The sequence below is a fragment of the Dorea sp. ICN-14282 genome (assembly GCF_037890115.1).
In the GTDB taxonomy this organism is placed as follows: Bacteria; Bacillota; Clostridia; order Lachnospirales; family Lachnospiraceae; genus Dorea_B; species Dorea_B phocaeensis.
The window spans coordinates 55,673-77,949 of the sequence record NZ_JBBKBH010000003.1; the positions used below are offsets into that span (position 1 = coordinate 55,673).

At 40.3% G+C, this 22,277-nt stretch carries 23 protein-coding genes, 1 other RNA gene and 2 pseudogenes; 3 read left to right on the forward strand and 23 right to left on the reverse strand.

Annotated elements, in window-relative coordinates; genetic code table 11:
• The first annotated feature begins 136 nt into the window (after positions 1-136).
• Positions 137-1,546: a uracil-xanthine permease family protein gene (locus WKT00_RS08855; RefSeq protein ID WP_101695804.1), complete on the forward strand. Its 1,410-nt coding sequence runs from the start codon at positions 137-139 to the stop codon at positions 1,544-1,546.
• Positions 1,547-1,618: 72 nt separating this feature from the next.
• Here the strand turns inward: WKT00_RS08855 and WKT00_RS08860 are convergent.
• Together WKT00_RS08860 and ssrA are read right to left on the reverse strand one after the other, a co-directional pair.
• Positions 1,619-2,925, reverse strand: a pseudogene (locus WKT00_RS08860) (ATP-binding cassette domain-containing protein).
• Between the two features lie 594 nt (positions 2,926-3,519).
• Positions 3,520-3,870, reverse strand: a transfer-messenger RNA (tmRNA) gene (ssrA, locus tag WKT00_RS08865).
• Positions 3,871-4,041: 171 nt separating this feature from the next.
• On the opposite strand from ssrA, the gene WKT00_RS08870 reads away from it, so the two are divergent.
• Both WKT00_RS08870 and WKT00_RS08875 read left to right on the forward strand, forming a co-directional pair.
• Positions 4,042-4,971 carry a DnaJ C-terminal domain-containing protein gene (locus tag WKT00_RS08870; RefSeq protein WP_340263128.1) on the forward strand — a complete coding sequence of 310 codons (930 nt, stop codon included), beginning with the start codon at positions 4,042-4,044 and terminating at the stop codon, positions 4,969-4,971.
• Positions 4,972-5,098: 127 nt separating this feature from the next.
• Entirely contained in the window at positions 5,099-5,524 is a 426-nt protein-coding gene (locus WKT00_RS08875; RefSeq protein WP_101695801.1) for an Hsp20/alpha crystallin family protein, read from the forward strand.
• Between the two features lie 134 nt (positions 5,525-5,658).
• Here WKT00_RS08875 and WKT00_RS08880 read toward each other — a convergent pair whose 3' ends face one another.
• The 21 genes and pseudogenes from WKT00_RS08880 to dinB form a co-directional block, all read right to left on the reverse strand.
• The gene (locus WKT00_RS08880) at positions 5,659-5,895 is read right to left on the reverse strand and encodes a hypothetical protein (RefSeq protein ID WP_101695800.1); all 237 of its coding nucleotides are present in this window, start codon (positions 5,893-5,895) and stop codon (positions 5,659-5,661) included.
• 60 nt (positions 5,896-5,955) lie between these two features.
• A complete protein-coding gene (gene smpB / locus WKT00_RS08885) occupies positions 5,956-6,426 on the reverse strand; it encodes an SsrA-binding protein SmpB (RefSeq protein ID WP_101695799.1) in 471 nt (156 codons plus the stop codon).
• On the reverse strand, positions 6,413-8,566 hold the full coding sequence (gene rnr / locus WKT00_RS08890; protein WP_340263133.1) for a ribonuclease R: 2,154 nt from the start codon (positions 8,564-8,566) through the stop codon (positions 6,413-6,415). Before rnr ends, smpB begins: the two co-directional genes overlap by 14 nt.
• Before the next feature lie 79 nt (positions 8,567-8,645).
• Positions 8,646-8,888: a preprotein translocase subunit SecG gene (secG, locus tag WKT00_RS08895; protein WP_101695797.1), complete on the reverse strand. Its 243-nt coding sequence runs from the start codon at positions 8,886-8,888 to the stop codon at positions 8,646-8,648.
• A gap of 122 nt (positions 8,889-9,010) precedes the next feature.
• A pseudogene (gene eno / locus WKT00_RS08900) lies at positions 9,011-9,835 on the reverse strand (phosphopyruvate hydratase); the annotation flags it as partial.
• A gap of 31 nt (positions 9,836-9,866) precedes the next feature.
• A complete protein-coding gene (locus WKT00_RS08905; RefSeq protein WP_340263136.1) occupies positions 9,867-11,474 on the reverse strand; it encodes a recombinase family protein in 1,608 nt (535 codons plus the stop codon).
• Positions 11,453-13,183: a recombinase family protein gene (locus WKT00_RS08910; RefSeq protein WP_204576055.1), complete on the reverse strand. Its 1,731-nt coding sequence runs from the start codon at positions 13,181-13,183 to the stop codon at positions 11,453-11,455. Before WKT00_RS08910 ends, WKT00_RS08905 begins: the two co-directional genes overlap by 22 nt.
• Complete coding sequence (locus WKT00_RS08915; protein ID WP_340263138.1) at positions 13,183-14,820, reverse strand: recombinase family protein; 1,638 nt, start codon at positions 14,818-14,820, stop codon at positions 13,183-13,185. Before WKT00_RS08915 ends, WKT00_RS08910 begins: the two co-directional genes overlap by 1 nt.
• A 138-nt stretch (positions 14,821-14,958) precedes the next feature.
• Positions 14,959-15,225: a DUF6870 family protein gene (locus WKT00_RS08920; protein WP_119221745.1), complete on the reverse strand. Its 267-nt coding sequence runs from the start codon at positions 15,223-15,225 to the stop codon at positions 14,959-14,961.
• Between the two features lie 56 nt (positions 15,226-15,281).
• Positions 15,282-15,647 carry a type II toxin-antitoxin system PemK/MazF family toxin gene (locus tag WKT00_RS08925; protein WP_340263142.1) on the reverse strand — a complete coding sequence of 122 codons (366 nt, stop codon included), beginning with the start codon at positions 15,645-15,647 and terminating at the stop codon, positions 15,282-15,284.
• A 153-nt stretch (positions 15,648-15,800) separates the two neighbouring features.
• Positions 15,801-15,983 carry a hypothetical protein gene (locus WKT00_RS08930; protein ID WP_055057332.1) on the reverse strand — a complete coding sequence of 61 codons (183 nt, stop codon included), beginning with the start codon at positions 15,981-15,983 and terminating at the stop codon, positions 15,801-15,803.
• Between the two features lie 243 nt (positions 15,984-16,226).
• Positions 16,227-16,700, reverse strand: coding sequence for a sigma factor-like helix-turn-helix DNA-binding protein (locus WKT00_RS08935; protein ID WP_181984799.1), 474 nt, complete (start codon positions 16,698-16,700; stop codon positions 16,227-16,229).
• A 326-nt stretch (positions 16,701-17,026) separates the two neighbouring features.
• Entirely contained in the window at positions 17,027-17,458 is a 432-nt protein-coding gene (locus tag WKT00_RS08940) for a hypothetical protein (RefSeq protein ID WP_117649045.1), read from the reverse strand.
• Between the two features lie 7 nt (positions 17,459-17,465).
• Entirely contained in the window at positions 17,466-17,678 is a 213-nt protein-coding gene (locus WKT00_RS08945; RefSeq protein ID WP_117649047.1) for a sporulation initiation factor Spo0A C-terminal domain-containing protein, read from the reverse strand.
• A 155-nt stretch (positions 17,679-17,833) separates the two neighbouring features.
• A complete protein-coding gene (locus tag WKT00_RS08950) occupies positions 17,834-18,148 on the reverse strand; it encodes a helix-turn-helix domain-containing protein (RefSeq protein WP_044921521.1) in 315 nt (104 codons plus the stop codon).
• A 189-nt stretch (positions 18,149-18,337) separates the two neighbouring features.
• Positions 18,338-19,177 carry a PD-(D/E)XK nuclease family transposase gene (locus WKT00_RS08955; RefSeq protein ID WP_044921519.1) on the reverse strand — a complete coding sequence of 280 codons (840 nt, stop codon included), beginning with the start codon at positions 19,175-19,177 and terminating at the stop codon, positions 18,338-18,340.
• Between the two features lie 103 nt (positions 19,178-19,280).
• Positions 19,281-19,652, reverse strand: a complete 372-nt coding sequence (locus tag WKT00_RS08960) for a hypothetical protein (protein ID WP_119221763.1) — start codon at positions 19,650-19,652, stop codon at positions 19,281-19,283.
• A 9-nt stretch (positions 19,653-19,661) separates the two neighbouring features.
• Entirely contained in the window at positions 19,662-20,234 is a 573-nt protein-coding gene (locus tag WKT00_RS08965) for a hypothetical protein (RefSeq protein WP_054335622.1), read from the reverse strand.
• A gap of 250 nt (positions 20,235-20,484) precedes the next feature.
• Complete coding sequence (locus WKT00_RS08970) at positions 20,485-20,724, reverse strand: hypothetical protein (protein ID WP_054335621.1); 240 nt, start codon at positions 20,722-20,724, stop codon at positions 20,485-20,487.
• Positions 20,725-20,736: 12 nt separating this feature from the next.
• The gene (locus WKT00_RS08975) at positions 20,737-20,949 is read right to left on the reverse strand and encodes a LexA family protein (RefSeq protein ID WP_024720752.1); all 213 of its coding nucleotides are present in this window, start codon (positions 20,947-20,949) and stop codon (positions 20,737-20,739) included.
• Between the two features lie 14 nt (positions 20,950-20,963).
• Positions 20,964-22,211: a DNA polymerase IV gene (gene dinB / locus WKT00_RS08980; RefSeq protein WP_117649055.1), complete on the reverse strand. Its 1,248-nt coding sequence runs from the start codon at positions 22,209-22,211 to the stop codon at positions 20,964-20,966.
• Positions 22,212-22,277: the final 66 nt, after the last annotated feature.

Genomic DNA, 22,277 nt, shown 5'->3' on the forward strand with positions numbered 1-22,277 from the left:
TGTCAACAAAATTTGTCAGCTCCTTTTTAAAGCACATAATCCATTTGACGAATCCCATTCTCATACTATAAAATAATTATAAGGAAATTCAGACTCAAAATACATTCAGAAAACAGAAAGGATCTATCAAAATACTATGTCAAACAAAGAATCAAACACTCCACAGACAAGCATAGAAAACGTCTATCGTTTAAACGGGCGCGTTCCTCTTGGAAAGGCAATTCCATTCGGACTTCAGCACGTCCTTGCCATGTTCGTATCAAACCTGGCTCCAGTTCTGATCGTCTGCAGCGCAGCTCTGATCCGAGGTACTTCTCAAACTCTAGACTCCGCTGAAATCACACGCCTCCTGCAATGCGCCATGTTTGCCGCCGGAATCGGTACCTGTCTGCAATTATATCCCGTCTGGAAGATTGGCTCCCGACTCCCCGTCGTCATGGGCGTCAGCTTTACCTTTTTAGGCAGTCTTCTGATGATCTGCACAAATCCCGACCTTGGATATGAAGGAATGGTCGGAGCCGTCATCTTAGGCGGTATTTTCGAAGGATTGGTAGGATTAAGCGCCCGATACTGGAAACGATTTCTGACTCCGGTTGTCTCTGCCTGCGTCGTAATCGCCATCGGACTTTCTCTTCTTCCCGTAGGAATGGACTCCTGGGGCGGCGGAACCGGCTCTGAGACATTCGGTTCCTGGTACCATCTTTTGGTAGGCGGCATTACCTTAATCGTCTGCCTGGTGTCACGTTACAAACTCCGGGGAATTTACAAAAATCTGAATATTTTAGTTGGCCTTGTGGTTGGCTACCTGTTGTCTGCCGTCTTTACCGTTGCCGGAATTGCTCCTATGATCGACTTCTCCGGTATCTCAAAGACCATTCAAGAGGTAGGCTTTTTCAGCCTTCCACAGCTGGTCTTTTTCACAGACCACAAGCCAATCTTTGATCTGGGCGCCTTCTTTACCATCGCAATCGTATATCTGGTATCTGCGGCTGAGACAACCGGAGCCACCACTGCTGTCTGCAAAGGCGGCCTTGGCCGGGACATTCAAATGGAAGAGCTGCAGGGTGCGCTCGCGGTAGACGGATTTTCCAGCGCTATTTCCGGATGTTTTGGCTGCCTTCCTCTGACTTCTTTCAGCCAGAATGTAGGACTGGTTACCATGACAGGCGTCATCAACCGATTCACCATTCTGATGGGTGCACTGATTATGATTCTCACTTCACTGTTCCCACCTCTTGGAGCATTCTTCAACTCCTTGCCACAGTCCGTATTAGGCGGATGTACCGTTATGATGTTTGGATCCATCATGTACGAGGGTGTGAAAATGCTTAAGGACTGCGAGTTCAATGACCGCACCATGATCATTGTCTCTCTCGCCTTTTGTGTCGGCGTTGGACTGACTCAGACATCCGGGAACTTCTTTGCTGCATTTCCATCCTTTATCGGAGATATTTTTAACGGAAACGCAGTCGCCGGGGTGTTCGTAATCTCACTGCTTCTGAGTCTGTCCCTGCCAATGGAAAACAAAGAGCAAAACAGCAAATAGAGGAAGAATCGAAAAGAACTTCACACTTCAAAAAATCAGCACCTCATTCCTTTCGGAACAGGTGCTGATTTTTCACTCTCTTTGGGAAATATTGATCCTCTTTGTCCCAATCTTCTCTTCAAACACAGTGTCATGTTCAACAATCAACATAGTTGGAGAAAATTCTAAAATTAGTTGTTCTATTTGCATTCTTGAATAAACATCAATGTAGTTCAACGGTTCGTCCCAAACATATAAGTGCGCAGGTTCGCAAAGACTTTTTGCAAGTAAAACTTTTTTCTTTTGACCAGCAGAAAAGTCCTTCATATCTTTTTCAAATTGAATCCGTTCAAAATCCAATTTTCTTAAAACCGTTTTAAATAGACTTTCATCTAAATGATGTTTAATTGCAAACTCCTTTAAATTGCCTTCTAAGAACGAAGTATCTTGCGGAACGTATGAAATCACCAGATTTGAACCTATGTCTATCTCGCCGGTATATTCCATATCGCTATCCAGCAACACTTTCAACAGGCTGCTTTTCCCACTGCCATTTTTACCGTTTAACAAAACACGCTCTCCGCGCTTTACTTCAAATGAAACATTTTCACAAACTCGCTTCCCGTCATAAGAAACAGATACGTCAGAATAAGAAACCAACAAACTTTTGCGGTATGCAAGCGATTGCATTTTTAAGGATTCTGCTGTTTCAATATTTTTTAATAATTTTGATTTCGCTTCAATAGCTTTCTCTTTTCTGGCTTCAATATTCTTAGATCTTTTCATCATTTTGGCAGCCTTATGACCAACGTAACCTTTGTCCGCAGCCCCACGCTTAGCAGCTTCTACCTTATAGGACCAATTTTCTGATTGTTTTGAAGATTCCTTCATACGAATAATCTCTTTCTTCAACAATTCATTTTCATTTCGCTCAGATTGTTGTCGCTCTTCAAAATTCCTCATCCAATCAGAAAAATTTCCACTTTGAACATCAATATTGGATCGATTTATAGATAATATATGGTCTACACATTCATCTAATAAGTAACGATCGTGCGAAACCAGAATAAAACTTCACTATCTACTTTTAAATAAGATAATTCCTTTATAAATTCCCACTCTTGGACCAATGGACAGATTCCCCACAAAACATCTTCCGTCAATTGTGTTTTATCTGCAACCTCAAACGGAAAATAATCAAATTCAACAGAGCTTATAATATTGCCTCTATATTCATATTTCCCAAGAAGCAGCTTCATAAAAGTAGTTTTCCCTCTTCCATTACGCCCAACAAAACCAAGTTTCCAATCAGAATCAATGGTAAAACTTACATCCTTAAAAATCTCGTCATAGCTTGACGGATACGAAAACGTAAGATTCTCAACACGAATCATCGACATCATATCATCCCCCTTTACATTGAAAAAGGCTTTTTGCATACGCAAAAAAGCCTTACATCAACATATCAAAAATAAAAGGGTATAGAGCACCTGTCCATTTGGATAAGTAATTTGACGAAAGACAACTTATTTAAGCGTACACAAACAAAGCCACTAATGCAGCATTCTTATCATATTTTGCGTTTCACTTAAAATAAATTATCTAATAATCATCTTCTCACCCTACACAATCGTGCCCTTTCATTTAATACCTGTAGTTTATCACATACTCACTATATGTCAAGAGAATTTGCTTTTTATAAAAAAGCAACTATTAGACAGCGATTTCAAGAACTACCGCCTGGAAGGCACACAGTTCTTCAAGTGCAATCTCCAAAAAGCAGACTTTCGTGACGCAAAGGGGTATGTCATAGATATCCACAACAATCAGATGAAAGCTGCAAGATTTTCATTTCCCGATGTCATTCGTCTGCTGGAAACACCGAACATTAAAATCGAATAAATATCTGTAAAGATCCTGTCCTTTCAGATTCGCAGACAAAAAGAACGCTGTAAACCTTCTGTTTACAGCGTTCTTTAACTTCTTCCATTCAGAAATGGACCTGGCGGGAGTTGAACCCGCGTCCGAAAGCCCATCCACCAGAGCATCTCCCATCACAGTCGCTATATTAACATTCCCTCCATCCGTCACCTAACGACAGGTTACGGATTTCAGTAGCTTCATAAATTCTTCCATCCTCTCAAAGCTTTGAGAACGAAGTGCTCCGCCTGTTTGAAGCCGGTAACCCGAACAGCGGATAATCCGGGGCCGACTGCGGCCTAATTAGGCTGCGTACGCTAATTCTCTATTGTCTGCGTTTATATTTAATTGAAACTTTTAACGTAGTGTCCCGCTACGGATGGCTTCTCCAACTTCCAGACCCCCGTCGAAACCAGTACAAGCCCTGAATCTCTTTTTCAAGGGTAACTCCTATTATAGGAATGCCTGCCACCTTTGTCAAGTTATCCGTCTATTTTTTCTTCTTCTCTTGACTCCTATTTTTCCAAGTGTTATATTTCTTATAGAACAGTTATTACAATTTAAAAACAAAGATTTACTGCTAGGAGGTGAGCTCTATGTCACAAAAAGAAGATTATTATAATACACTTGGAATTTCAAAGACTGCTGATGATGCAACTATCAAAAAAGCGTATCGACGGTTGGCCAAGCAGTACCACCCGGATACCAATGCTGGGAACACAAGGGCTGAACAAAAATTTAAAGAGATAACCGAGGCCTATTCCATCTTAAGCGATCCCGAAAAAAGGAAGCTCTACGATCAATTCGGTCACGCTGCCTTCGATGGAAACTCATCCACCGAACAAGCGAACAGCTCCGGGAACAACGGTTTCTACGAATATCATTTTGAAAATGGAAATATGGATGATATCTTCGGAGACATCTTTGGCAATTTCTTCTACCAGAAGAGGCAACAGAACGGTCGAGCCTTCGCCAGAAAGGGGGCTGATATTCAGGCCAACCTTCACATAACCTTTGAAGAAGCTGCATTTGGCGGTGACAAAATCATTACACTTACCGATGATAATAGTCAAGCTCAATCACTGAAGGTTCATATCCCTGCCGGAATCGACACCGGAAATACCATCCGGCTTCGTGGAAAAGGCTCCCTTGGAACCGGCGGAGATGAAAATGGCGATCTGCTTCTTCATATAACCGCGGGCTCCAAATCTGGCTATGAGCGAAAGGGAACGGACCTCTACACAACGCTCCAGATCCCCTACACTACCGCAGTCTTCGGCGGAGAAGCAAGGGTACAGACCATCCATGGCGACGTGATCTGTAAAATTCATGCGGGTATTCAGTCCGGCTGCCAGATCCGCCTAAAAGGAAAAGGTATCGTCTCTATGAAGAATCCTTCTATCCTCGGAGATCAGTACGTCACCGTGCAAATTCAGGTGCCAAAATACCTGACGCCGGAAGCCAGACAGAAGCTCAAAGAATATGAACAGCTCTGTCATCAAAGCCATCACGGAAATGCCGCCTGACCCGCGGCATAAAAAAATTTTTATTTTTTAGCACTCACGTGTTGACTTTGCTAACAATAAGTGTTATATAATATATATAACAAATAAAACAATTCACATAGATACATTTTTTAAGGAGGAATGACTTATGTTACTTGCAAACAGAGGATTTAATAATTTATTTGATGACATGTTCAACGACCCGTTCTTCACACGTTCTTACGACCGTTCATCTTCCCAGATTATGAAGACGGATATCCACGAAAAGGATAGAAACTACCTGGTAGAGATGGAACTTCCAGGATATAACAAAGCTGATATCAAAGCAGACTTAAAGGATGGTTACCTAACGATCACTGCTCACAAGAATGAGACCAAAGAAGAAAAGGACAGCAAAGGAAACTGCGTACACAAAGAACGCTATACCGGCACTTGCAACAGAAGCTTCTATGTAGGCGATGATTTAACCCAGGAAGATATCAAGGCCTCTTTCTCAGACGGAGTTTTAAAGCTTTGTTTCCCGAAAGAAGTTGAAAAACAGGAAGAACAGCCAAAGCTGATTACCATTGAGTAATCTTCACCATAACGGGATTTGACTCCCATTCTACTATCGGGGGAGAATTCTCCCCCTTCCTTATACAGACATAAAATCACAAAAGGACCTCTCTATATGAGAAGTCCTTCTTCTATGTCTTTTGACCGAGCTTTCTAATCTTCAAGCCCCAGTATTTCTGCCAAAACCTCTATGATAATCTCATTAGTACAGGATTTCACATACCCCATCATATGAAGGGAAATCTCATCCTGCTTCTGAGCCTCTGTCAGGGATTCATCATGCTTCGTCTGATCAATCAGCTGAATCAACTGAGGCGTCAATTCCTCATAAATCTCCACAGTAGTCTGTGTAACCAACTTCCTTAATTCCTCTTTTTTTACAGGTACCATATGTATCTCCTTTCCACAGCCCTTTCAACATTCCAACCGTATTCTTACTTCTTCCATCGCTTATACACTTAAGTTTCTTACTTTAAAGTCCCTCTGCGCCTCTCGTTTCTGATCCTTCTTCGCAATATCCTGGCGCTTATCATATAACTTCTTTCCTTTTGCGAGACCAATCTCTACCTTCACCAAGCTTCCTTTAAAATACACCTTCAAAGGGACGATTGCCATTCCCTTTTCCTTCGTCTTGCCGATCAGTTTATTGATCTCCTGCTTATGCAGAAGAAGTTTTCTGACCCGCAGAGGGTCTTTGTTGAAAATATTTCCTTTTTCGTATGGGCTGATATGCATTCCATAAATGTACACTTCTCCATTCTCTACACGGATAAAGGACTCCTTGATACTGCATTTCCCCATACGAAGAGATTTTACCTCTGTCCCGCTAAGGGCAATGCCCGTCTCATAGGTATCAAGAATAAAATAATCATGGTACGCTTTCTTATTATTTGCTATCATTTTCCCATTACTCTTTGCCATCTTCCTCTTCCCCTTCCTCTGCAATCTCAAAATCAATCGTGCGAAGCAGCCGATCTGCGCCAGTTACCTGTATCCAAATTCTTTGCCCCAGCTTATATACTTTATTCGTATGTGCTCCTATCAGTTCATATCGATTTTCATCATACTCATAATGATCATCCCGCATATTTGCCACATGCACCAGTCCCTCTACCGTATTGGGCAGCTCTACATACATCCCCCACTTGGTAATGCTAGAGATAACCCCCTCGAAGATCTCGCCTAAATGCTGCTGCATATATTCTACTTTTTTCAGCTTCACCGTCTCTCTTTCTGCCTCTTCTGCGCGCCTCTCCATCTCGCTTGCGTGCTTCGTCACCTCCGGCAGAATCTTATCATAGTGCACAATCTTTTCTTCCTGCATCCTTCCCCGAATATTATCTTTAATAATTCGATGAATCTGAAGATCCGGATATCTTCTGATTGGGGAAGTAAAATGCGTATAATACGCCGCTGCAAGCCCAAAGTGTCCGCTGTTCTCCGGCGTATACTTTGCCTGCTTCATAGACCGAAGCGCCAGTCTACTGATCATCGCTTCCTGTGGGCTTCCTTCTACTTTTGCAAGGAGTTTCTGGATCTCTTTCGGACGCACCTCATTCGCTCCCACATGCATAGAATAGCCAAAGTTATTGATAAATGTCGCCAGCGTACGGATTTTTTCTTCGTCCGGAGCCTCATGGGTACGGTAGACAAACGGCAGTTCCTGCCAGTAATAATCCTCCGCCACCGTCTCATTTGCAAGCAGCATAAAATCTTCAATCATCCGTGTTGCCACATTGCGTTCATAGGGTTGAAGCTCCAGCGGACGTCCCTTCTCATCCAGAATCATCTTCGTCTCCGGAAAATCAAAATCGATGGATCCCCTTATTCTTCGGTGCTCCCGTAAAATCTTCGACAGTCGGCTCATTTCCTCGAACATCGGCACCAGTTCCTGATACTTCTTCGTCTCCTTTGGATCATGATCTTCCAGAATCTTCTTCACACTGGTATAAGACATTCTCTGATCTACCCGGATCACCGTCTCGGCAATCTCATGGTCCACCACCCGCCCTTTCTCATCAATCTTCATAATACAACTAAGCGCCAGACGATCCTCTCCCTGATTCAGAGAACAAATTCCATTGGACAGCGTATGCGGAAGCATAGGAATAACCCGATCCACCAGATACACACTGGTTCCTCGCTTGAATGCTTCCCGATCCAACGCGCTGTTTTCCTGTACATAATTGGTGACATCGGCAATATGAACGCCCAGTATATAACAGTCTCCTTCTCTTGCAATAGAAACTGCATCGTCCAAATCCTTGGCATCCTCCCCATCAATGGTAACCATCTGCCAATCTCTAAGATCCTGTCTTCCTTGTCTATCAGCTTCTGATACCGGTTTTGCGACGCGCTCTGCCTGATTTAAAACCTTCTCCGGAAACTCCAGCGGCAGATCATACCCTTTTACAATGGAGAGAATATCGGTTCCGGGATCATTGATATGACCAATAATCTCCACTACTTTCCCCTCCGGGCTTCTTCTATCATCCCCGTAGGATGTTAATTCTACCACCACTTTATGACCATCTACCGCCCCTTTGGAATACTCGACAGGCACAAAGATATCACTGCTTAACCGCTGATTATCCGGAATCACGAACCCGTAAGATTTTCCTTTCCGAACCTGGTAAAGTCCCACTACTTTCGTGAGCGCCCGATTCACAATCCGCACAATCTTACCTTCTCTGCTGCGTCCATCCGGCTCTCTTGTAATTACAACTTCCACTTCATCCTGATCCATTGCTGTATTGGTGTCTTCCTCTGCAATATAGATGTCCTGTTCTTCGCCTTCTATCACGACGAACCCAAAACCTTTTAAGCTTGCACGGAAAATCCCTGTCAGCCGCTTTGCTTCTCCCCGACAGTACTTCCCACGCTTGGAAAGATAGATTTTCCCTTCCGACTCTAATGCCTCCAAGATCTGGCGAAGCTCATCTCTTCTCTCTTTTGGAACCTGCAGAAGCATTGCAAGTTCCTTAAATTTCATGGGTGTATACAAATCATCACAGATCAGATCATAAATCACTTTTTTTCTCTTCTCAAATGTCTTGTCCATCTTCTGCACCTCCTAAAGATAATAGAAAGAGACACTCCCATACAGGAGTGTCCCGCCATTCTCATAAAATATACTCATCTTATGCAAATACTTTTAAATTCAACACTGCTGCCAGTACAATAAACAGTATTGCCAGGAACTTTGTGGACTTCACCAAAGCGCCTTCCATAGAACGTCCTTTATTCTGTCCCCAATATGTGTCAGCCATACCACTAATGGTTCCTAATCCTGCTGATTTTCCTTCCTGCAGCAATACGATTGCCGTCAATGCGATACAGTCTATTGCAAATATAATCATTAATACCGTTTTTAAAATTTCCACTTTCTACACCTCCTGCGGATAAACCATACTTAGTGTACCACAAGCCGGATGGATTCGCAAGTAGTAATTTCCCGTTCTCTCCAACTTCTCCCCTGCTCTCTTGAAAGCTTTTTAAGCTCTATTTAAAGCCGTTCTTCAATCCGCAGCAGCTGATTATACTTTTCCACTCGTTCCGCCCGACACGGCGCTCCGGTTTTGATCTGTCCAGTACGAAATGCCACGGCAAGATCCGCAATCATCGAATCCGCTGTCTCTCCTGACCGGTGAGAAATGATGGTCTGATACCCTGCTCTTTTCGCCATTTCTATGGCTTCAATTGCCTCTGTCAAAGTACCAATCTGATTGACTTTAATTAAAATTGCATTGGCCGCCTTCCACTCAATTCCTTTTTTCAGGCGCCTTGTATTGGTCACAAACAGATCGTCCCCCACCAACTGCAACCGGCTTCCCAGTCGTGCCGTCAGCATCTTCCATCCTTCCCAGTCTTCTTCATCCAGTGGATCTTCGATGGATAAAAGCGGAAATTCGTTCGCCAGCTCTTCGTAATAATCGGCCATCTCCGCTGCAGTACGGGCTACCAAATTTCCTGACCGCTTTCCTTCTCCTTCAAATACATATTTACCAGACTGCAGATCATACAACTCACTTGCCGCCACATCAAGCGCCAGGCCTACCTCTTTTCCCGGCTGGTACCCTGCCGTCTCCACAGCTTTTACCAGAAAACGAAGCGCTTCCTTTGCACCACTTAAATCCGGTGCAAAACCGCCTTCATCTCCTACGGCCGTGCCGTATCCCTGCTCTTTTAAAAGTCCCCTTAAAATATGGTAAATCTCTACACACATCCGAAGACCTTCCTGATAGCAGCAGGCTCCGATCGGCATAATCATAAATTCCTGAATATCCAATGTGTTGTCGGCATGGCGGCCCCCTTGTGTCAAGCTAATGACACAAAATTTTTGTAATTTGTCCAACAGCATTTTAACTGCAGATTTTCTGTGCCTGCTCTACATACTTTACCAGTTCATCAGCAAAATTCCATTCAATTTCTATTCGCTTATCATTATATACCTTGATACCACGAATAAAAGTTACTGCTATCTCTCTGGTTAATTGCTCATTTCCTTCGATCAGGTCTGTCAGGCACTGTCTGCCATCAGGCGGAAGTTCAAATAACCGTTCAGCCGCTTCACTCTGTTCTATCTCTATTTGTGCTATCGCTAAGGTCTCTTTCTCAATTTGTTTATCCAGCCTGTCATTTTTTCTGGTGAACTCTTCTTCTGAGATTTCTTCCATTGCATATCGCATATATAGTTCCGTTTTCTGGTGCTTGTATCTGCTAATACTGTCTTTGGAGTTTCGAATATTCTTTGCAGCTTCATTCACTTTTGATTTTAATTCTGCTTTCTGTAATTCGAGTACCGGTTCAGCATCATCACTGACCTTTGCAAACAGCTTTATCGCCCTGAAAATCATCTCATTGAACTCGTCATCATATAAATTGTCTGTTACACAATCTTTATTTGCCGTATTAAATTTCCTTGGGCACTTAAAGTGCGGATTGCATCTGGTTACATGCTGTAGATTCTGACCGCATCCCCCACATTTTACCAATCCTTTCAGCGGATAATTATTATTGTGAGTTTTGCTCTTTTTTCTGGAATTTAATTCCAACTTTTTCTGTGCAGCATCAAATGTTTCTTTAGAAACAATCGCTTCATGGGTACCTTCAACCACGATCCAGTCTTCTTCTTTTGTTTTCAAATGCTTATTACTTCCTACTGAAGCAACTTTCCATTTACCGCCAATCGTAGTTCCCGTATACGTTTCTGTCATCAGTATCAGTCTTACAGTTACCGGATACCAGATATATTTTTCTGTTGTTTTCTTTACACCAGTTTTCAGAACTTCTCTTTTATATTGACCCGGACTCATAATTTTCTGCTCATTCAGATAACGTGCCAGCTGAGTGATATTCATTCCCTCAAGATATTTCTGAAATATCATCCTCACAACAGGTGCCGTTTCCGGATTAATCACGAGACTCGTCACATCTTCATCAGGCTTCAAGTATCCATATGGTGCTCTGGCACCCATATACTTTCCTGCTTTCTGACGCTGTAACAAAGTCTTTTTTACTTTAACGGAAGTATCAATGCTATGATGTTCGTTAATAATATTTCTGAAACCAACATCTATTCCCGGCATACCAGATTCATATTTCATACTATCAACATTATCATTGATTGCTATAAATCTCACATTCAGAAATGGAAAAATCTGCTCCAGATATGTGTCAACCTCTATATGATTCCTGCCGAATCGTGAGAGATCTTTCACTATAATTGTGCTGACTTGTCCGTCCCTTACTAATTCCATCATACTTTGGAATCCTGGGCGTTCGAAATTTGTTCCACTATAGCCATCATCTTTGAATTCTAACACTTCCGCATTTTTGAACTCCTGTTTACTGGCTATGTATTGCCCAATCACAATTCTCTGATTGGTAATACTATTGGATTCATCCAGCATATCCTCATCTTCCAGAGATAATCTTAAATACTTTACTATGCACTTACCATCTGACATCTGATCACCCCCTCCTCTAAAATTTCTGATAACGCCTGTATTTCATCTTGAAATTTAAATTCGATTTCTATACGTTTATCTTCATATAAAGAGATTTTCTTTATATAAGAGCGGACAACATCTTTTGTAAGGAATTCCAAATTCTTTCCTTTACTGAATTCAGCAAGCCACGAGAAGTTCTTTTTACACAATTTCTCTGTAATTTTTCTACTCTTCTCAATTTCTTTCTGTCTTGTAACCAGATCTTTTTCGATCACAGTTATTCTTTCTGTCATACGATTATATGCATCCGTATCAATCTCTCCCGAAACATATTGCTCATATAATTCAAATCGTCTTGCTTCGTTCCTTTTATTGACCTGAACAATCTTACTCTGTTCCCTGTTCAAATATTTTTTGAATGTCTCAAAATATTCATCATTAAAGCGTTTCAGTTGCGTTTTCAATTCACATACTGTTTTTAGCTGCATGATGAGTGCCCGATACACCAGTTCATCAATTACTTCTTCTTTCCAGCGATTGCAGTTATATTTTTCCTTGGAAATTTTTGCATAATTACCACAAATGAAATAATAATTGTAATACAAAACACCATTCTTTTCGCTGTAATAATATCTCCGAACCATATTAGCACCACAGTCACCACAGTATATCAATCCAACATACTTATTATCTTGTTTTCCATGAGTCTGCATATTCGACAGATCTTTTTTGGGCAATGCTTTCTCCTGCTTTAATTTGATTACATTTTGTACTTTTTCAAATAATTCAGCACTCACTATAGCCTTATGGGTATTCACATGTTCAATCCATTCTTCTTTATCCAACATTACATTTTTTTCTTTTGTAAGAAGTGAGGTTCTTGTTTTATGTGAATACGTATTTCCCAAATAGTGCCTATTTTCCGCAATCTGTTTAATTACAGATGATTGCCAATGCATATCTGTTTCGTCAATTCTATCCAAGAATAACTTCCCAGTTCTTGCGTATACCCTTGGCGAAGCCAGCAACATCGTATTAAACTCTCTCGAAATTTTCAAATATGACTGCCCTGCAGCAAGTTTTTCAAATATTTCTACTACATACGGTGCAGTTAAAAGATCGGGAACAGTAGTAGATCTTCCTTTTTCATCTCTAGCTCTCTTATACCCATAAGGAGCATCTCCACCACAATATTCACCTGACTCCATCTTAATTTTCATAGCACTTGTCATCTTTACTGATGCATCTTTTGCATACATATCATTTGCAAGATTTGATATCATGATTCCCAGCATCTGATTGTCGCATTCTGGACTGATACTGTCATAATTATCATTGACTGATATAAAGCGCACCTGCATAAATGGAAATATTTTTTCCAGGTATTTTGATACTTCTTCCAAATCTCGACCAAATCGTGATAAATCCTTTACTATGACCGTATTTATTTCTTTTGATTTGATGTCACCAAGCATTCTCACAAAATCATCTCGATCAAATTTTGTACCTGATATACCGTCATCCTTATAAAACTTTACAACTTCAATATCCGGATGAGATTCTGCGTAAGAAAGAGCGATTAGTTTCTGTGTCTCCAGCGATTCTCTCTTCTCACCGTTGATATCTACTGATATTCTGGTATAAATACCGGCTTTCCAGATTTTCTGCGGTGATGCCTGTACGATTGCTTCAGCCTGTTTCATCTGGCGATTTCTTGTTCTTGCCATTATACAGCCACCTCCTGTTTTGTTTTTCCAATCTGTTCTGCCAGTCTTGCAGCTGTTACCAGCTCGTCTTGGAATCGGTAAACAATTTCTATTTTTTTCCCTTCAAATACATTTATTTTTTCCACATACTGAAGAAGCATATCCCTGTCAAGATCTCCCAGCGACGGTTTCTCAAGAAATGTGTTCACCCATTCTTCGCACAGCAGTTTATTTTCAAGGAGATCTTCCATATACTCTTCCTGCTTTTCAATATTGCTTTCCAGACTTTTAATTTCTGTCTGATACCGTTCTCTAAGCAAAGCGTAATCATCCTTGGAAATAACTCCTGACGCAAGATTTCCCGATAATGAATGTAACAACTTATAATATTTATTGACTTTGTTTCGCAACTCAAGTATCAGGTCATCATGCTGTATCAATGTCTGTGTATCCAAAGAGTTCTCTTTCAAATATTCTACTGCACTTCGTATGGCATCCGTCATCTTACTGTACATCTTCAAAGAATCCATCACCAGCTGAATCAGCACATCTTCTCTGATGCTATGCCTGGAGCATTGATCCTTCTTTTTATTGTAAGAAGAACAGATATAAAAAACTGTCTTTTCTCCTTTATAACTGTTAGTTCGGCGGATCAGGTTACTTCCACAGTCTCCACAGGATAATAACCCACCAAACAAGTAAAGTCTGTTTTCTCCGGGTGCTATCCTGGTATCCTTTGCAAGTAACATCTGAACTGTTTCATATTCTTCTTTTGTAACGATACCTTCATGATGATTTTCAAAAATTACCCATTCTTCCTTTGGCAATGCCCTCTGTACCTTAACTTTATAGTTAATTCTTTGGGATTTTCCCTGTTGAAGCACTCCGTAGTAGATTGGATTCTTTAAAATACGGATAATTGCTACTGCTGACCACCTGGATGTCAGATGTGTCTGAAATGACGATTTGAAGTTTACTCCGGTCGCACGTTTGTAATCAGCCGGTGCAAGTACTCCCAGTTCATTCAGTTTATCTGCAATCAGTTGATTGCTCATGCCCTCCATCTTCCAGTTAAAAATATCTCTTACATGCTTTGCAGCACCCGGATCAATTTCTATCTGACTTTTATCAGTATTACATTTTCTATACCCATATGACACATAATTTCCAACATATTCTCCAATATTCCGTTTTGCGCTTAAATGACTTCGTACCTTTTGGGAATTCTGTCTGCAATATGTGTCATTGACAAAAGATTTTACCGGTAATACAAGATGTGTATCGGTAATGTTTGCTGTTTCAGAATCATAATTATCATTGATTGCTATAAATCGTACTCCCAGTTGTGGAAATACTTTTTGAATATACCGATCAACATCTATATGCTCCCTACCAAATCGGGATAAATCTTTTACAATGATACAGTTGATTTCCTTATTTTTAATTGCTTTGAGCATTGCCTGAAAACCAGGTCGATTAAAATCTGTACCTGAAAAACCATCATCTTTAAATGTCTCAACAATAGTAATATCAGACGTCGATTTCATATAGTTATCAATCAAAATTGACTGATTTACAATAGATTCACTTTCAGCCTTATCTCCGTCCTCAATACTGAGACGAAGGTACTTGGCTGCTATCCAGATATTTTTTTGCATAAAAAACACTCCTATCCAAAGATTCTGCCAAAACAGAACCCTTAAATAGAAGTGCTCTATTCAAATTTAGTCCTGTTAGCATTATAGCACACTTCGTCTTCTGTGTGAATATGAAATTTTGTTGTTCCAGTTATTCCCTTATGCCAATCCAGCTTTCTTTGCTACAAGCTGTTTTGTACAGTCTATATAGGAAAGGGAAGCAGCTGTATTAAAAACACTTTTTACGACATAGCCCATATCTTCATATACATACGGGTTATCAGAGTGATTAAGCAGCACTTCCATCTTATTGCTTTTCCTGCTATCCAGCTCTGAAATCAAATCCTTGTACTTTGGCAAACTATCTCGGTCAATCTCTTTGATATCAACCGTTTTCAACGCTTCTAATCTTTCAACTGCTGTCATGGACATCGCCTCCTTTTCCTATAGTTACCATTATCGAAATTAAATATTCGTAACAGCTATGTAGTCTTCTCTTCCATTCCCATCTGAATCCGTACTGCTTTCAGTACCTGATCCAGGCTCCACTTGTTCACTCTTCCGCATTTCTCAATAATACATTTCGTAGAAATGCTCATAACCTGTTCAGCCAGTGCCAGGCTTCCTTTTCGGATTCCTGTCATATCATATTTGCTGATAAATACATGTGTTGGCAAATACCGTTTCTTATAAATTCTTGATGTCAGCGGAACTACCGTTATGACTGAACTGTATGTATTGGCTTTATTATTACTCACTACGATCACTGGTCTTACTCCACCCTGAACAGATGTTGTAGGAAACATACCGAGATCTGCCCATAAAATATCTCCTCTGCGGATTGTCATTTGTCCTCTCTCCAATCTATTATTTTTATTTGTAAAACATCCATAGCGCTATATTGGCTCCACAGGAATACGGCAGAGTTTCTTTCCCATAAGGAAAGCTCTGCCGCATAACCTCTATAGCCAATTTGATTATTAAACAGTGCTCGCTCGATTCTATTTATCCTCGATACCCCGAATCGTTACTCCCGCATATGCAGGAAGGGAATAATAACCTGCCCGAATGCATACTCCGGACCACAACCCGAAAACTCTCGTTTCCAGGCTCCAGCAGTTCATAGGTTTACCAGTTACAGACTTCTCAGGATCTGCAAGTGTATCGCATCTCATACATATCATCGCATCACCAGCCTGCCAGCTGGCTTCGGTCAGTGCTTTTTCGCAGCATTACAGACTGAACTAAAAATCTTGGTTTTGGCTTATAATCCTATAGCGGCATCTTCCTCGTGCTCTCTGCATGAAATGTCACGTCAGTTATTATTGGATATTCAGTTATCATGGTTCATTTTAGGAAGTCCTTTAACTTCCTCTAATTACTAAAGTCAAATGACTTTGGCAGATGCAAAAGATTTTGAAAAATTTTTAAAAAAATTTATTCATATACATTTCACGCATCTTATTAAGAGTGGATTTCAGCTTGTATGACAGCATCTGTCTGGAAATCCCCATAATCTCCGCCATCTGTGTCTGTGTCTTGTTTTCAAAGAAAATGCCATAAATAATCATGCGTTCCTCTGAGTTCAGCTGATTGATCACTTTGTGAATATCCTGCTGTTCCATTTTTGTCAGTACATAGTGCTCCACATCACAGTTCAGATCTGGAAAATCCTCAATCATGAAGCCTTCTCCATCAATGGACTGACCGCTGTAAGGTACTTCTCTCAGCATCTTATCCACAACCTCACCCAGTTCATTCTTAATCTCAACTTTTTTTGCCTTGCTGCTTCTGTAAAAATTATTCATCGCATACGCAACTTCTTTTGTAATCTCGATCATTTCTCCATCAATATTTGCGTAATACTTTCCTTCATAAAAATATGGATGTTCAATATACATATCCGTTCCTCCTGAATTTGAAATCTTATTGCTCGTTTCAAATCCAGAAGGCGGACCTCTGTTTAGGATCATGCCTGCTCCGCCTTTATCCTGCCGGGATACGCCCGCAGTTATTGACTGAGAAATTCAGGCACAAAAAAAAGCCCCAGTAGTTTTTTCTTAACTACTGAGGCTTTCGTCTCTTTATTGTATTCAGTTATCTATGCCTTCTTTCATCAGCATAATCATTGTATCAGGATAAAGTTCACAAAGTATCCGCAATATGTTCCCATAAGTTCATATCATTATTGGAATCGTACATATTTCAGTATAAAAAGTTCACCGTGTTATTCTTCTACTTCTTTTCCATCTATATATAGTTGAAATTTATCAGGATTATTGACTACATCATAGTCCTTTCCGTATTCTACAGGTCTATATTCGGCTGTCATTACCGATTCCCCATCTTCAATATCCTCTTTCCATAAATAGATGTTCATATCAAGGCTCGTCGCATATCCCCTGTCTGTGGAGAATTTTGTCGAATAAAAAGAATCATCCTTGTACATCTGCAAAAGTTCTCTTGCAAACGCTTCTCTATCCTCAATATTTTCCCGGTTAGCGATTACGGTTAGATTTTCATCCCGATTTACGGAAAATGTTCCTACCACATCCGGTTCACCTTCCTTATGACTTGATTCAGGTTTCCCATAAATACTTCCTGCAGCAATTATCAAGATGACTGCTCCTGAGATCACTGCAATTGTCTTTTTCTTCATATTTTCATTAATTTCCTTTTAATTGTTTTACTGCGTAATTGATTACTTCTTCCGGTGTAGGTCTGTCTCCTTTAAGATTTACCTTCTTCCATTCTGCCTGTACAGCCGGATCTGGATCATCAAATCCAGCATCAATCGCTATCTGCATTTCCCGACGCACCTCTTCTGGTGTCGTATTGTACTTTTCAGCAATTTTCTCATAAATAGTTTTTTCTCTCATTTACCCGCCCTCCGGTTTCAAAGAATTATTTATAGTTCTTTAGAACTACTATATCATGATTCTCACTATGAAAAAAGATATTTTCACAAACGAATCCATAAAAAAGAATAAAAAAAAGAAGAGCTTAATGCTCTTCGATTTCAATGCCTATTTCATTAGTCTACCAAAGCTCTGACCGCATTTAAAATTCTTTTCTGCTCGTCCTTTGGCAATTTTTCTATCATATCAGATAATTCATTAGTAACACCTGTCACAGAATGTGTCACAACATCTATCAGTAGCGCATCAGCCGATACATCAAGTGCATTGGCAATTGCTACAAAGGTATCCAACTTTGTTACTTTCAGTCCTCTTTCTATCACACTGACATGTGTTGTACTTAAATTTACCAGCGCCGCCAGTTCTTCCTGTGTAAGATTTTTTGCTTCTCTTGCTGCTTTGATTCGCTGACCAACCGCTTTTAAATCCATCGTAGCACCTCCTTCAGAACGATAATTCGGTCTAAAATTAGTATACTGATGGATAATTGAAAGATACAGAATCCGCAAATCAAGTTATAGTTCTATAGAACTAGTTTTCGCTTTTTTTACATGCAACACACAAAAAAGCCACCAGAAGAATTAGTATCCCCTGGTAGCTCTATTAAAATTTATCATTTGTTAATGTGCAACACTCATGCTCTCATCAATCCATTTCTGCACCATTTGAACACTCACATTAAGATAGTGGGCTATTTTATCAACTTTCATTCCATCCGCAGCCATGGATAATGCTGAGGCTTTTGCTTTTTTCAGCTCACCACTTTCAATACCTTCACTATAAATCTGTTCCATCTCACGGCACATGAATTCCACCCCTTTCTGTGTTTCCTTCAATTCGTATACTCTGTCAGCAAGTATCTTACTGTGCATATCTTCTGCATTCTTACAGTGAAGATCATGCATCAGTCTGCCTAATTCTGTATCTTCTTGTTTCTTAGAATTTACATAGATAATATGAGCTTCATCCTTAAAATTCTCACTGACTTCTTCGATTTTCCTGTCTATATGATAAATCGGAAGTCCGTATCCAAGTGCATCGTCTCTGGTGATAAAAATCACGTAGCTTTCCGGAAGGTCATCAAAATCCTGCCCTGGATTTAATGTGTTCATATCCATCAGACCACTATGATACCTTGCTCTTTTTGGAGATGCCCCTTCGTTGTCCTGTTGAATTTCTACATCCATCTGCTTGCCTTCAGAATCTCTGGCAACACAGTCCAGAATAGCTGAACGCCCCTGCAAATTCTTATAGTCTTTCTGCAAAACTTGATCAATCACTTTCAGATCCTTTTTATTCATAATTACCTGCAGAACATATTCTGTACATTCCCGTTTCTTGAATACATTCCGCATAAACACATCGCTCATGATGGTAAGGTCTTTTAAGATACCCTTGTATCTTTCGTAACGTGTTTCCAACTCTTCTGTTTTCACGATTTCTTCTTTCGCCACGTCCATTCTCGCCTCCATTCTTTGCTATGTCAGGATAGGTTCCTAAATGTCTCCTATCCCAATTTCATCTTAACATCAAAATCAGCTTTTCACAAGCCACTATTTTATCCTACACCACTTGAAAACAATAATTTCCAATCAGCTTCGTCCAACTACTATATTTATTCTTTTCACACACCTTTCGGCAAATTTCATTTTCCATCAGTACACAGAACATCTTATCATAATCAAATGCCCAAACCGCACCATTCACATGGTTTTCCACTGCTTTCTGATCTATGCTTTTCAAGCGTGTGACCATTTTTTCTATTTCTCCATTTCTCAAGTTACCGATATTTTTGCAGATAAACCGAAAGAAATTCAACGTTGCATATTCGTCATGCCAATGGAATTCTTCTGGATTGTTTTTAATTTTACTGGCTCGCTGCTGTTCTTTGATTATCTGATCAGCTACACCTTTCATCGAATTTTCGTATCTCATATTATTCACCTACTCTTCCTCTACGCCCAGTGACGGTTTAAATCTTTTATCCTTTGCCTGCGGTACCACGATCTCATAAAAATAGAACCCTAAATATCCAAGTGCCTGCTTCTTCATTTTATAAAAAGAGGTCCTGCCTACTCCTAACTCCTGCTGTACTTCCACATCTGTCTTATTATAATGACTGCAAAAACAGGAATGAAGAATCTCACTGAGCATCACACCATTCGGTGCATAGAACTTCACCAGTGTCATTCCACGATAGATCATGTCTGACAAGCCGTAAATGATCATCAGATTATTCATTTCCCGGTGCATCTTTGGCACATTCAGCTGATTGTTATAAATGCTCAGATAACTCAACGCATATGCCATATCTTCATTGATCTTCTCCTGGCACTCCATATCCAGCTCTTCTAACACAATCTGATTTTCCAAAATCAATTTCTGATAGCTTGTCATCAGTTCTTTGATATCCGTATAATGTCTCTCCATCGTTACTTCCAGATAATCCTGCGCATGGCTTGCCATCTGGAAGGTAATCTCTTTCATTGATTTAATTGCATAATCTCTGTCTGTCATCAGTTTCAAAATCTCCTTATCATCATCACACTAACTGGCGGTCTTTCAGACCAGTTCGCTTTCCCCATGATTTTGATGGGAAGCAATTACTTACTACAATTTGCAGAAGCGGATATCCAAAAGGCATTGTGGGAGCTGCCTTTGCTGACCGGAATCCATCTTCTTATGTAAAACCTGCAGGAATATAAAGGGAAAGTGACTATCCCTGCCGGTTAATAATCCAAATAATATCGTCTATATCAATCTCTCCTTATGCTGTTTTTCTCTCCATAAACCATTTATCCACTTCATAAAACAAATGGCTTTCCTGCCCCTGTATCATACAGGTGTACATCATTCCTACACCGCCTGCCTTTCTGCTGGCACATCGCTCGATTTTCAAAATTCTGTCAATGTTATATTTTCTTCCATCTTCCCAGGTGAAAAATATAGGAACCAGTTTTCCGTCTTTCCGAAACTCTGCCACTACATCTACATATACTTTATTCATGCCGACACCTCACTATAAAATCTCGATTGCTCTTGGCGATGCCGGAATCCTTCGGATATATCCATTTAGCTCCAACTGCTTGATTCTGGAAAATGCTGATGATGTTGATTTCACCCCGATCAATTTTCCAAATTCCCGTATTGTCGGTGGATATCCATGTTCATTGGTATATCGTAAAATACACTGATAACTTTCTTCCTGTTTTCTGGTTAATGCTTTTTTCAAATCTATCCCTCCAATTACCCATGAAAATAACTGTGTGGATGGATCGTGTGCGTACCAGCGTCTAAGTGGGATAAGACTTTATCCTGATACATTGCCGCTCGCTGTATACTGAAATAACCAAACCGTCGTCTGATCTCATCTACAGTACGATCCAGCTTCTCTAACTTTTCCTTTTTCTCCTGATTTCCAAATAAATCCAACTGCACGGGAATATCATCTAACACAAGATCCGCAGCTCGGATTCCCAGGCTTCTAATGGGATGTTCCCATTTGTAATTATCTTTAAATAGCTGAAATGCTGCAGTTACAATCTCGTTTGTAATATTCGTTGGCTGTCGTAAATGTATCTGTCTGGAAAAACTATACAATCCATTATCTCGAACTGTAATTTCTACTGTTTTGCATTTAAATCCATGTTTCCGCAATCGTGCAGCTACACTTTCTGCCAATGCTATTTGAATGATCCAGACATCCAGATCATTTTCCAGATCTCTCGGTGTTGTAGTGCTATTACCTATCGACTTTACTGGTGCTTCATATCCTTCCTTGCAAACCGGATCTTCATCCCAGCCATTTGCGAAAGCCCATAATACATTTCCTATTTTTCCAAAATGACTCTCTAACAACTTTTCGTCTGATTCCGCAAGTTGCCCGATTGTCCGGATTCCAAGTTTTTGCAATTTCTTATTCGTCTGTCTTCCGACATAAAGCAAATCTGACGCTGGAAGCTGCCATATCCTGTCTTTATAATTTTCTCGATTAAGCTCTGTGATTGCATCCGGCTTTTTATAATCCGAGCCAAGTTTCGCATAAATCTTATTCCAGGAAATTCCAATACTCACTGTTACTCCAAGTTCGTATTTAATCCGATGGCTGATTTCTCTCGCAATTGTCATTCCTCTTCCTTTCAGATTTCCACTGCCTGATACATCCAGCCAGGCTTCATCAATTCCATATGGCTCAATTTTGTCTGTATACTCTGAATAGATTTCTCTTGCCATTTGTGAAAATCGCAAATATAAATCCATCCGTGGCGGTACAAAAATAATTTCCGGGCAAACCTGTTTCGCCTGCCATAATGCCATTCCGGTTTTTACTCCTTTTTTCTTGGCAATATAATTTGCTGTCAGTACAATTCCATGCCGGGCTTCCGGATCGCCACCTACTGCCAGAGGCATTCCGGCAAATTCCGGATGATGTAGCATTTCTACACTGGCGTAAAAACAGTTCATATCACTATGCAGGATCACACGCTCATTCAAACTTTTCACCTCCCAGCTGTTTCCTTCAACATAATGTCTTATCAATTTCTGTATGTTTAGTATATA

Excerpts from the sequence above, each read along its gene's own strand:
- WKT00_RS08855 (WP_101695804.1), top strand. The coding sequence starts at position 137 with ATGTCAAACAAAGAATCAAACACTCCACAGACAAGCATAGAAAACGTC.
- WKT00_RS08870 (WP_340263128.1), top strand. The coding sequence starts at position 4,042 with ATGTCACAAAAAGAAGATTATTATAATACACTTGGAATTTCAAAGACT.
- WKT00_RS08875 (WP_101695801.1), top strand. The coding sequence starts at position 5,099 with ATGTTACTTGCAAACAGAGGATTTAATAATTTATTTGATGACATGTTC.
- WKT00_RS08880 (WP_101695800.1), bottom strand. The coding sequence starts at position 5,895 with ATGGTACCTGTAAAAAAAGAGGAATTAAGGAAGTTGGTTACACAGACT.
- smpB (WP_101695799.1), bottom strand. The coding sequence starts at position 6,426 with ATGGCAAAGAGTAATGGGAAAATGATAGCAAATAATAAGAAAGCGTAC.
- rnr (WP_340263133.1), bottom strand. The coding sequence starts at position 8,566 with ATGGACAAGACATTTGAGAAGAGAAAAAAAGTGATTTATGATCTGATC.
- WKT00_RS08905 (WP_340263136.1), bottom strand. The coding sequence starts at position 11,474 with ATGTCAGATGGTAAGTGCATAGTAAAGTATTTAAGATTATCTCTGGAA.
- WKT00_RS08910 (WP_204576055.1), bottom strand. The coding sequence starts at position 13,183 with ATGGCAAGAACAAGAAATCGCCAGATGAAACAGGCTGAAGCAATCGTA.
- WKT00_RS08915 (WP_340263138.1), bottom strand. The coding sequence starts at position 14,820 with ATGCAAAAAAATATCTGGATAGCAGCCAAGTACCTTCGTCTCAGTATT.
- WKT00_RS08920 (WP_119221745.1), bottom strand. The coding sequence starts at position 15,225 with ATGACAGCAGTTGAAAGATTAGAAGCGTTGAAAACGGTTGATATCAAA.
- WKT00_RS08925 (WP_340263142.1), bottom strand. The coding sequence starts at position 15,647 with ATGACAATCCGCAGAGGAGATATTTTATGGGCAGATCTCGGTATGTTT.
- WKT00_RS08930 (WP_055057332.1), bottom strand. The coding sequence starts at position 15,983 with ATGATATGTATGAGATGCGATACACTTGCAGATCCTGAGAAGTCTGTA.
- WKT00_RS08935 (WP_181984799.1), bottom strand. The coding sequence starts at position 16,700 with ATGTATATTGAACATCCATATTTTTATGAAGGAAAGTATTACGCAAAT.
- WKT00_RS08940 (WP_117649045.1), bottom strand. The coding sequence starts at position 17,458 with ATGAAGAAAAAGACAATTGCAGTGATCTCAGGAGCAGTCATCTTGATA.
- WKT00_RS08945 (WP_117649047.1), bottom strand. The coding sequence starts at position 17,678 with ATGAGAGAAAAAACTATTTATGAGAAAATTGCTGAAAAGTACAATACG.
- WKT00_RS08950 (WP_044921521.1), bottom strand. The coding sequence starts at position 18,148 with ATGGATTTAAAAGCGGTTGGTCAGCGAATCAAAGCAGCAAGAGAAGCA.
- WKT00_RS08955 (WP_044921519.1), bottom strand. The coding sequence starts at position 19,177 with ATGGACGTGGCGAAAGAAGAAATCGTGAAAACAGAAGAGTTGGAAACA.
- WKT00_RS08960 (WP_119221763.1), bottom strand. The coding sequence starts at position 19,652 with ATGAGATACGAAAATTCGATGAAAGGTGTAGCTGATCAGATAATCAAA.
- WKT00_RS08965 (WP_054335622.1), bottom strand. The coding sequence starts at position 20,234 with ATGACAGACAGAGATTATGCAATTAAATCAATGAAAGAGATTACCTTC.
- WKT00_RS08970 (WP_054335621.1), bottom strand. The coding sequence starts at position 20,724 with ATGAATAAAGTATATGTAGATGTAGTGGCAGAGTTTCGGAAAGACGGA.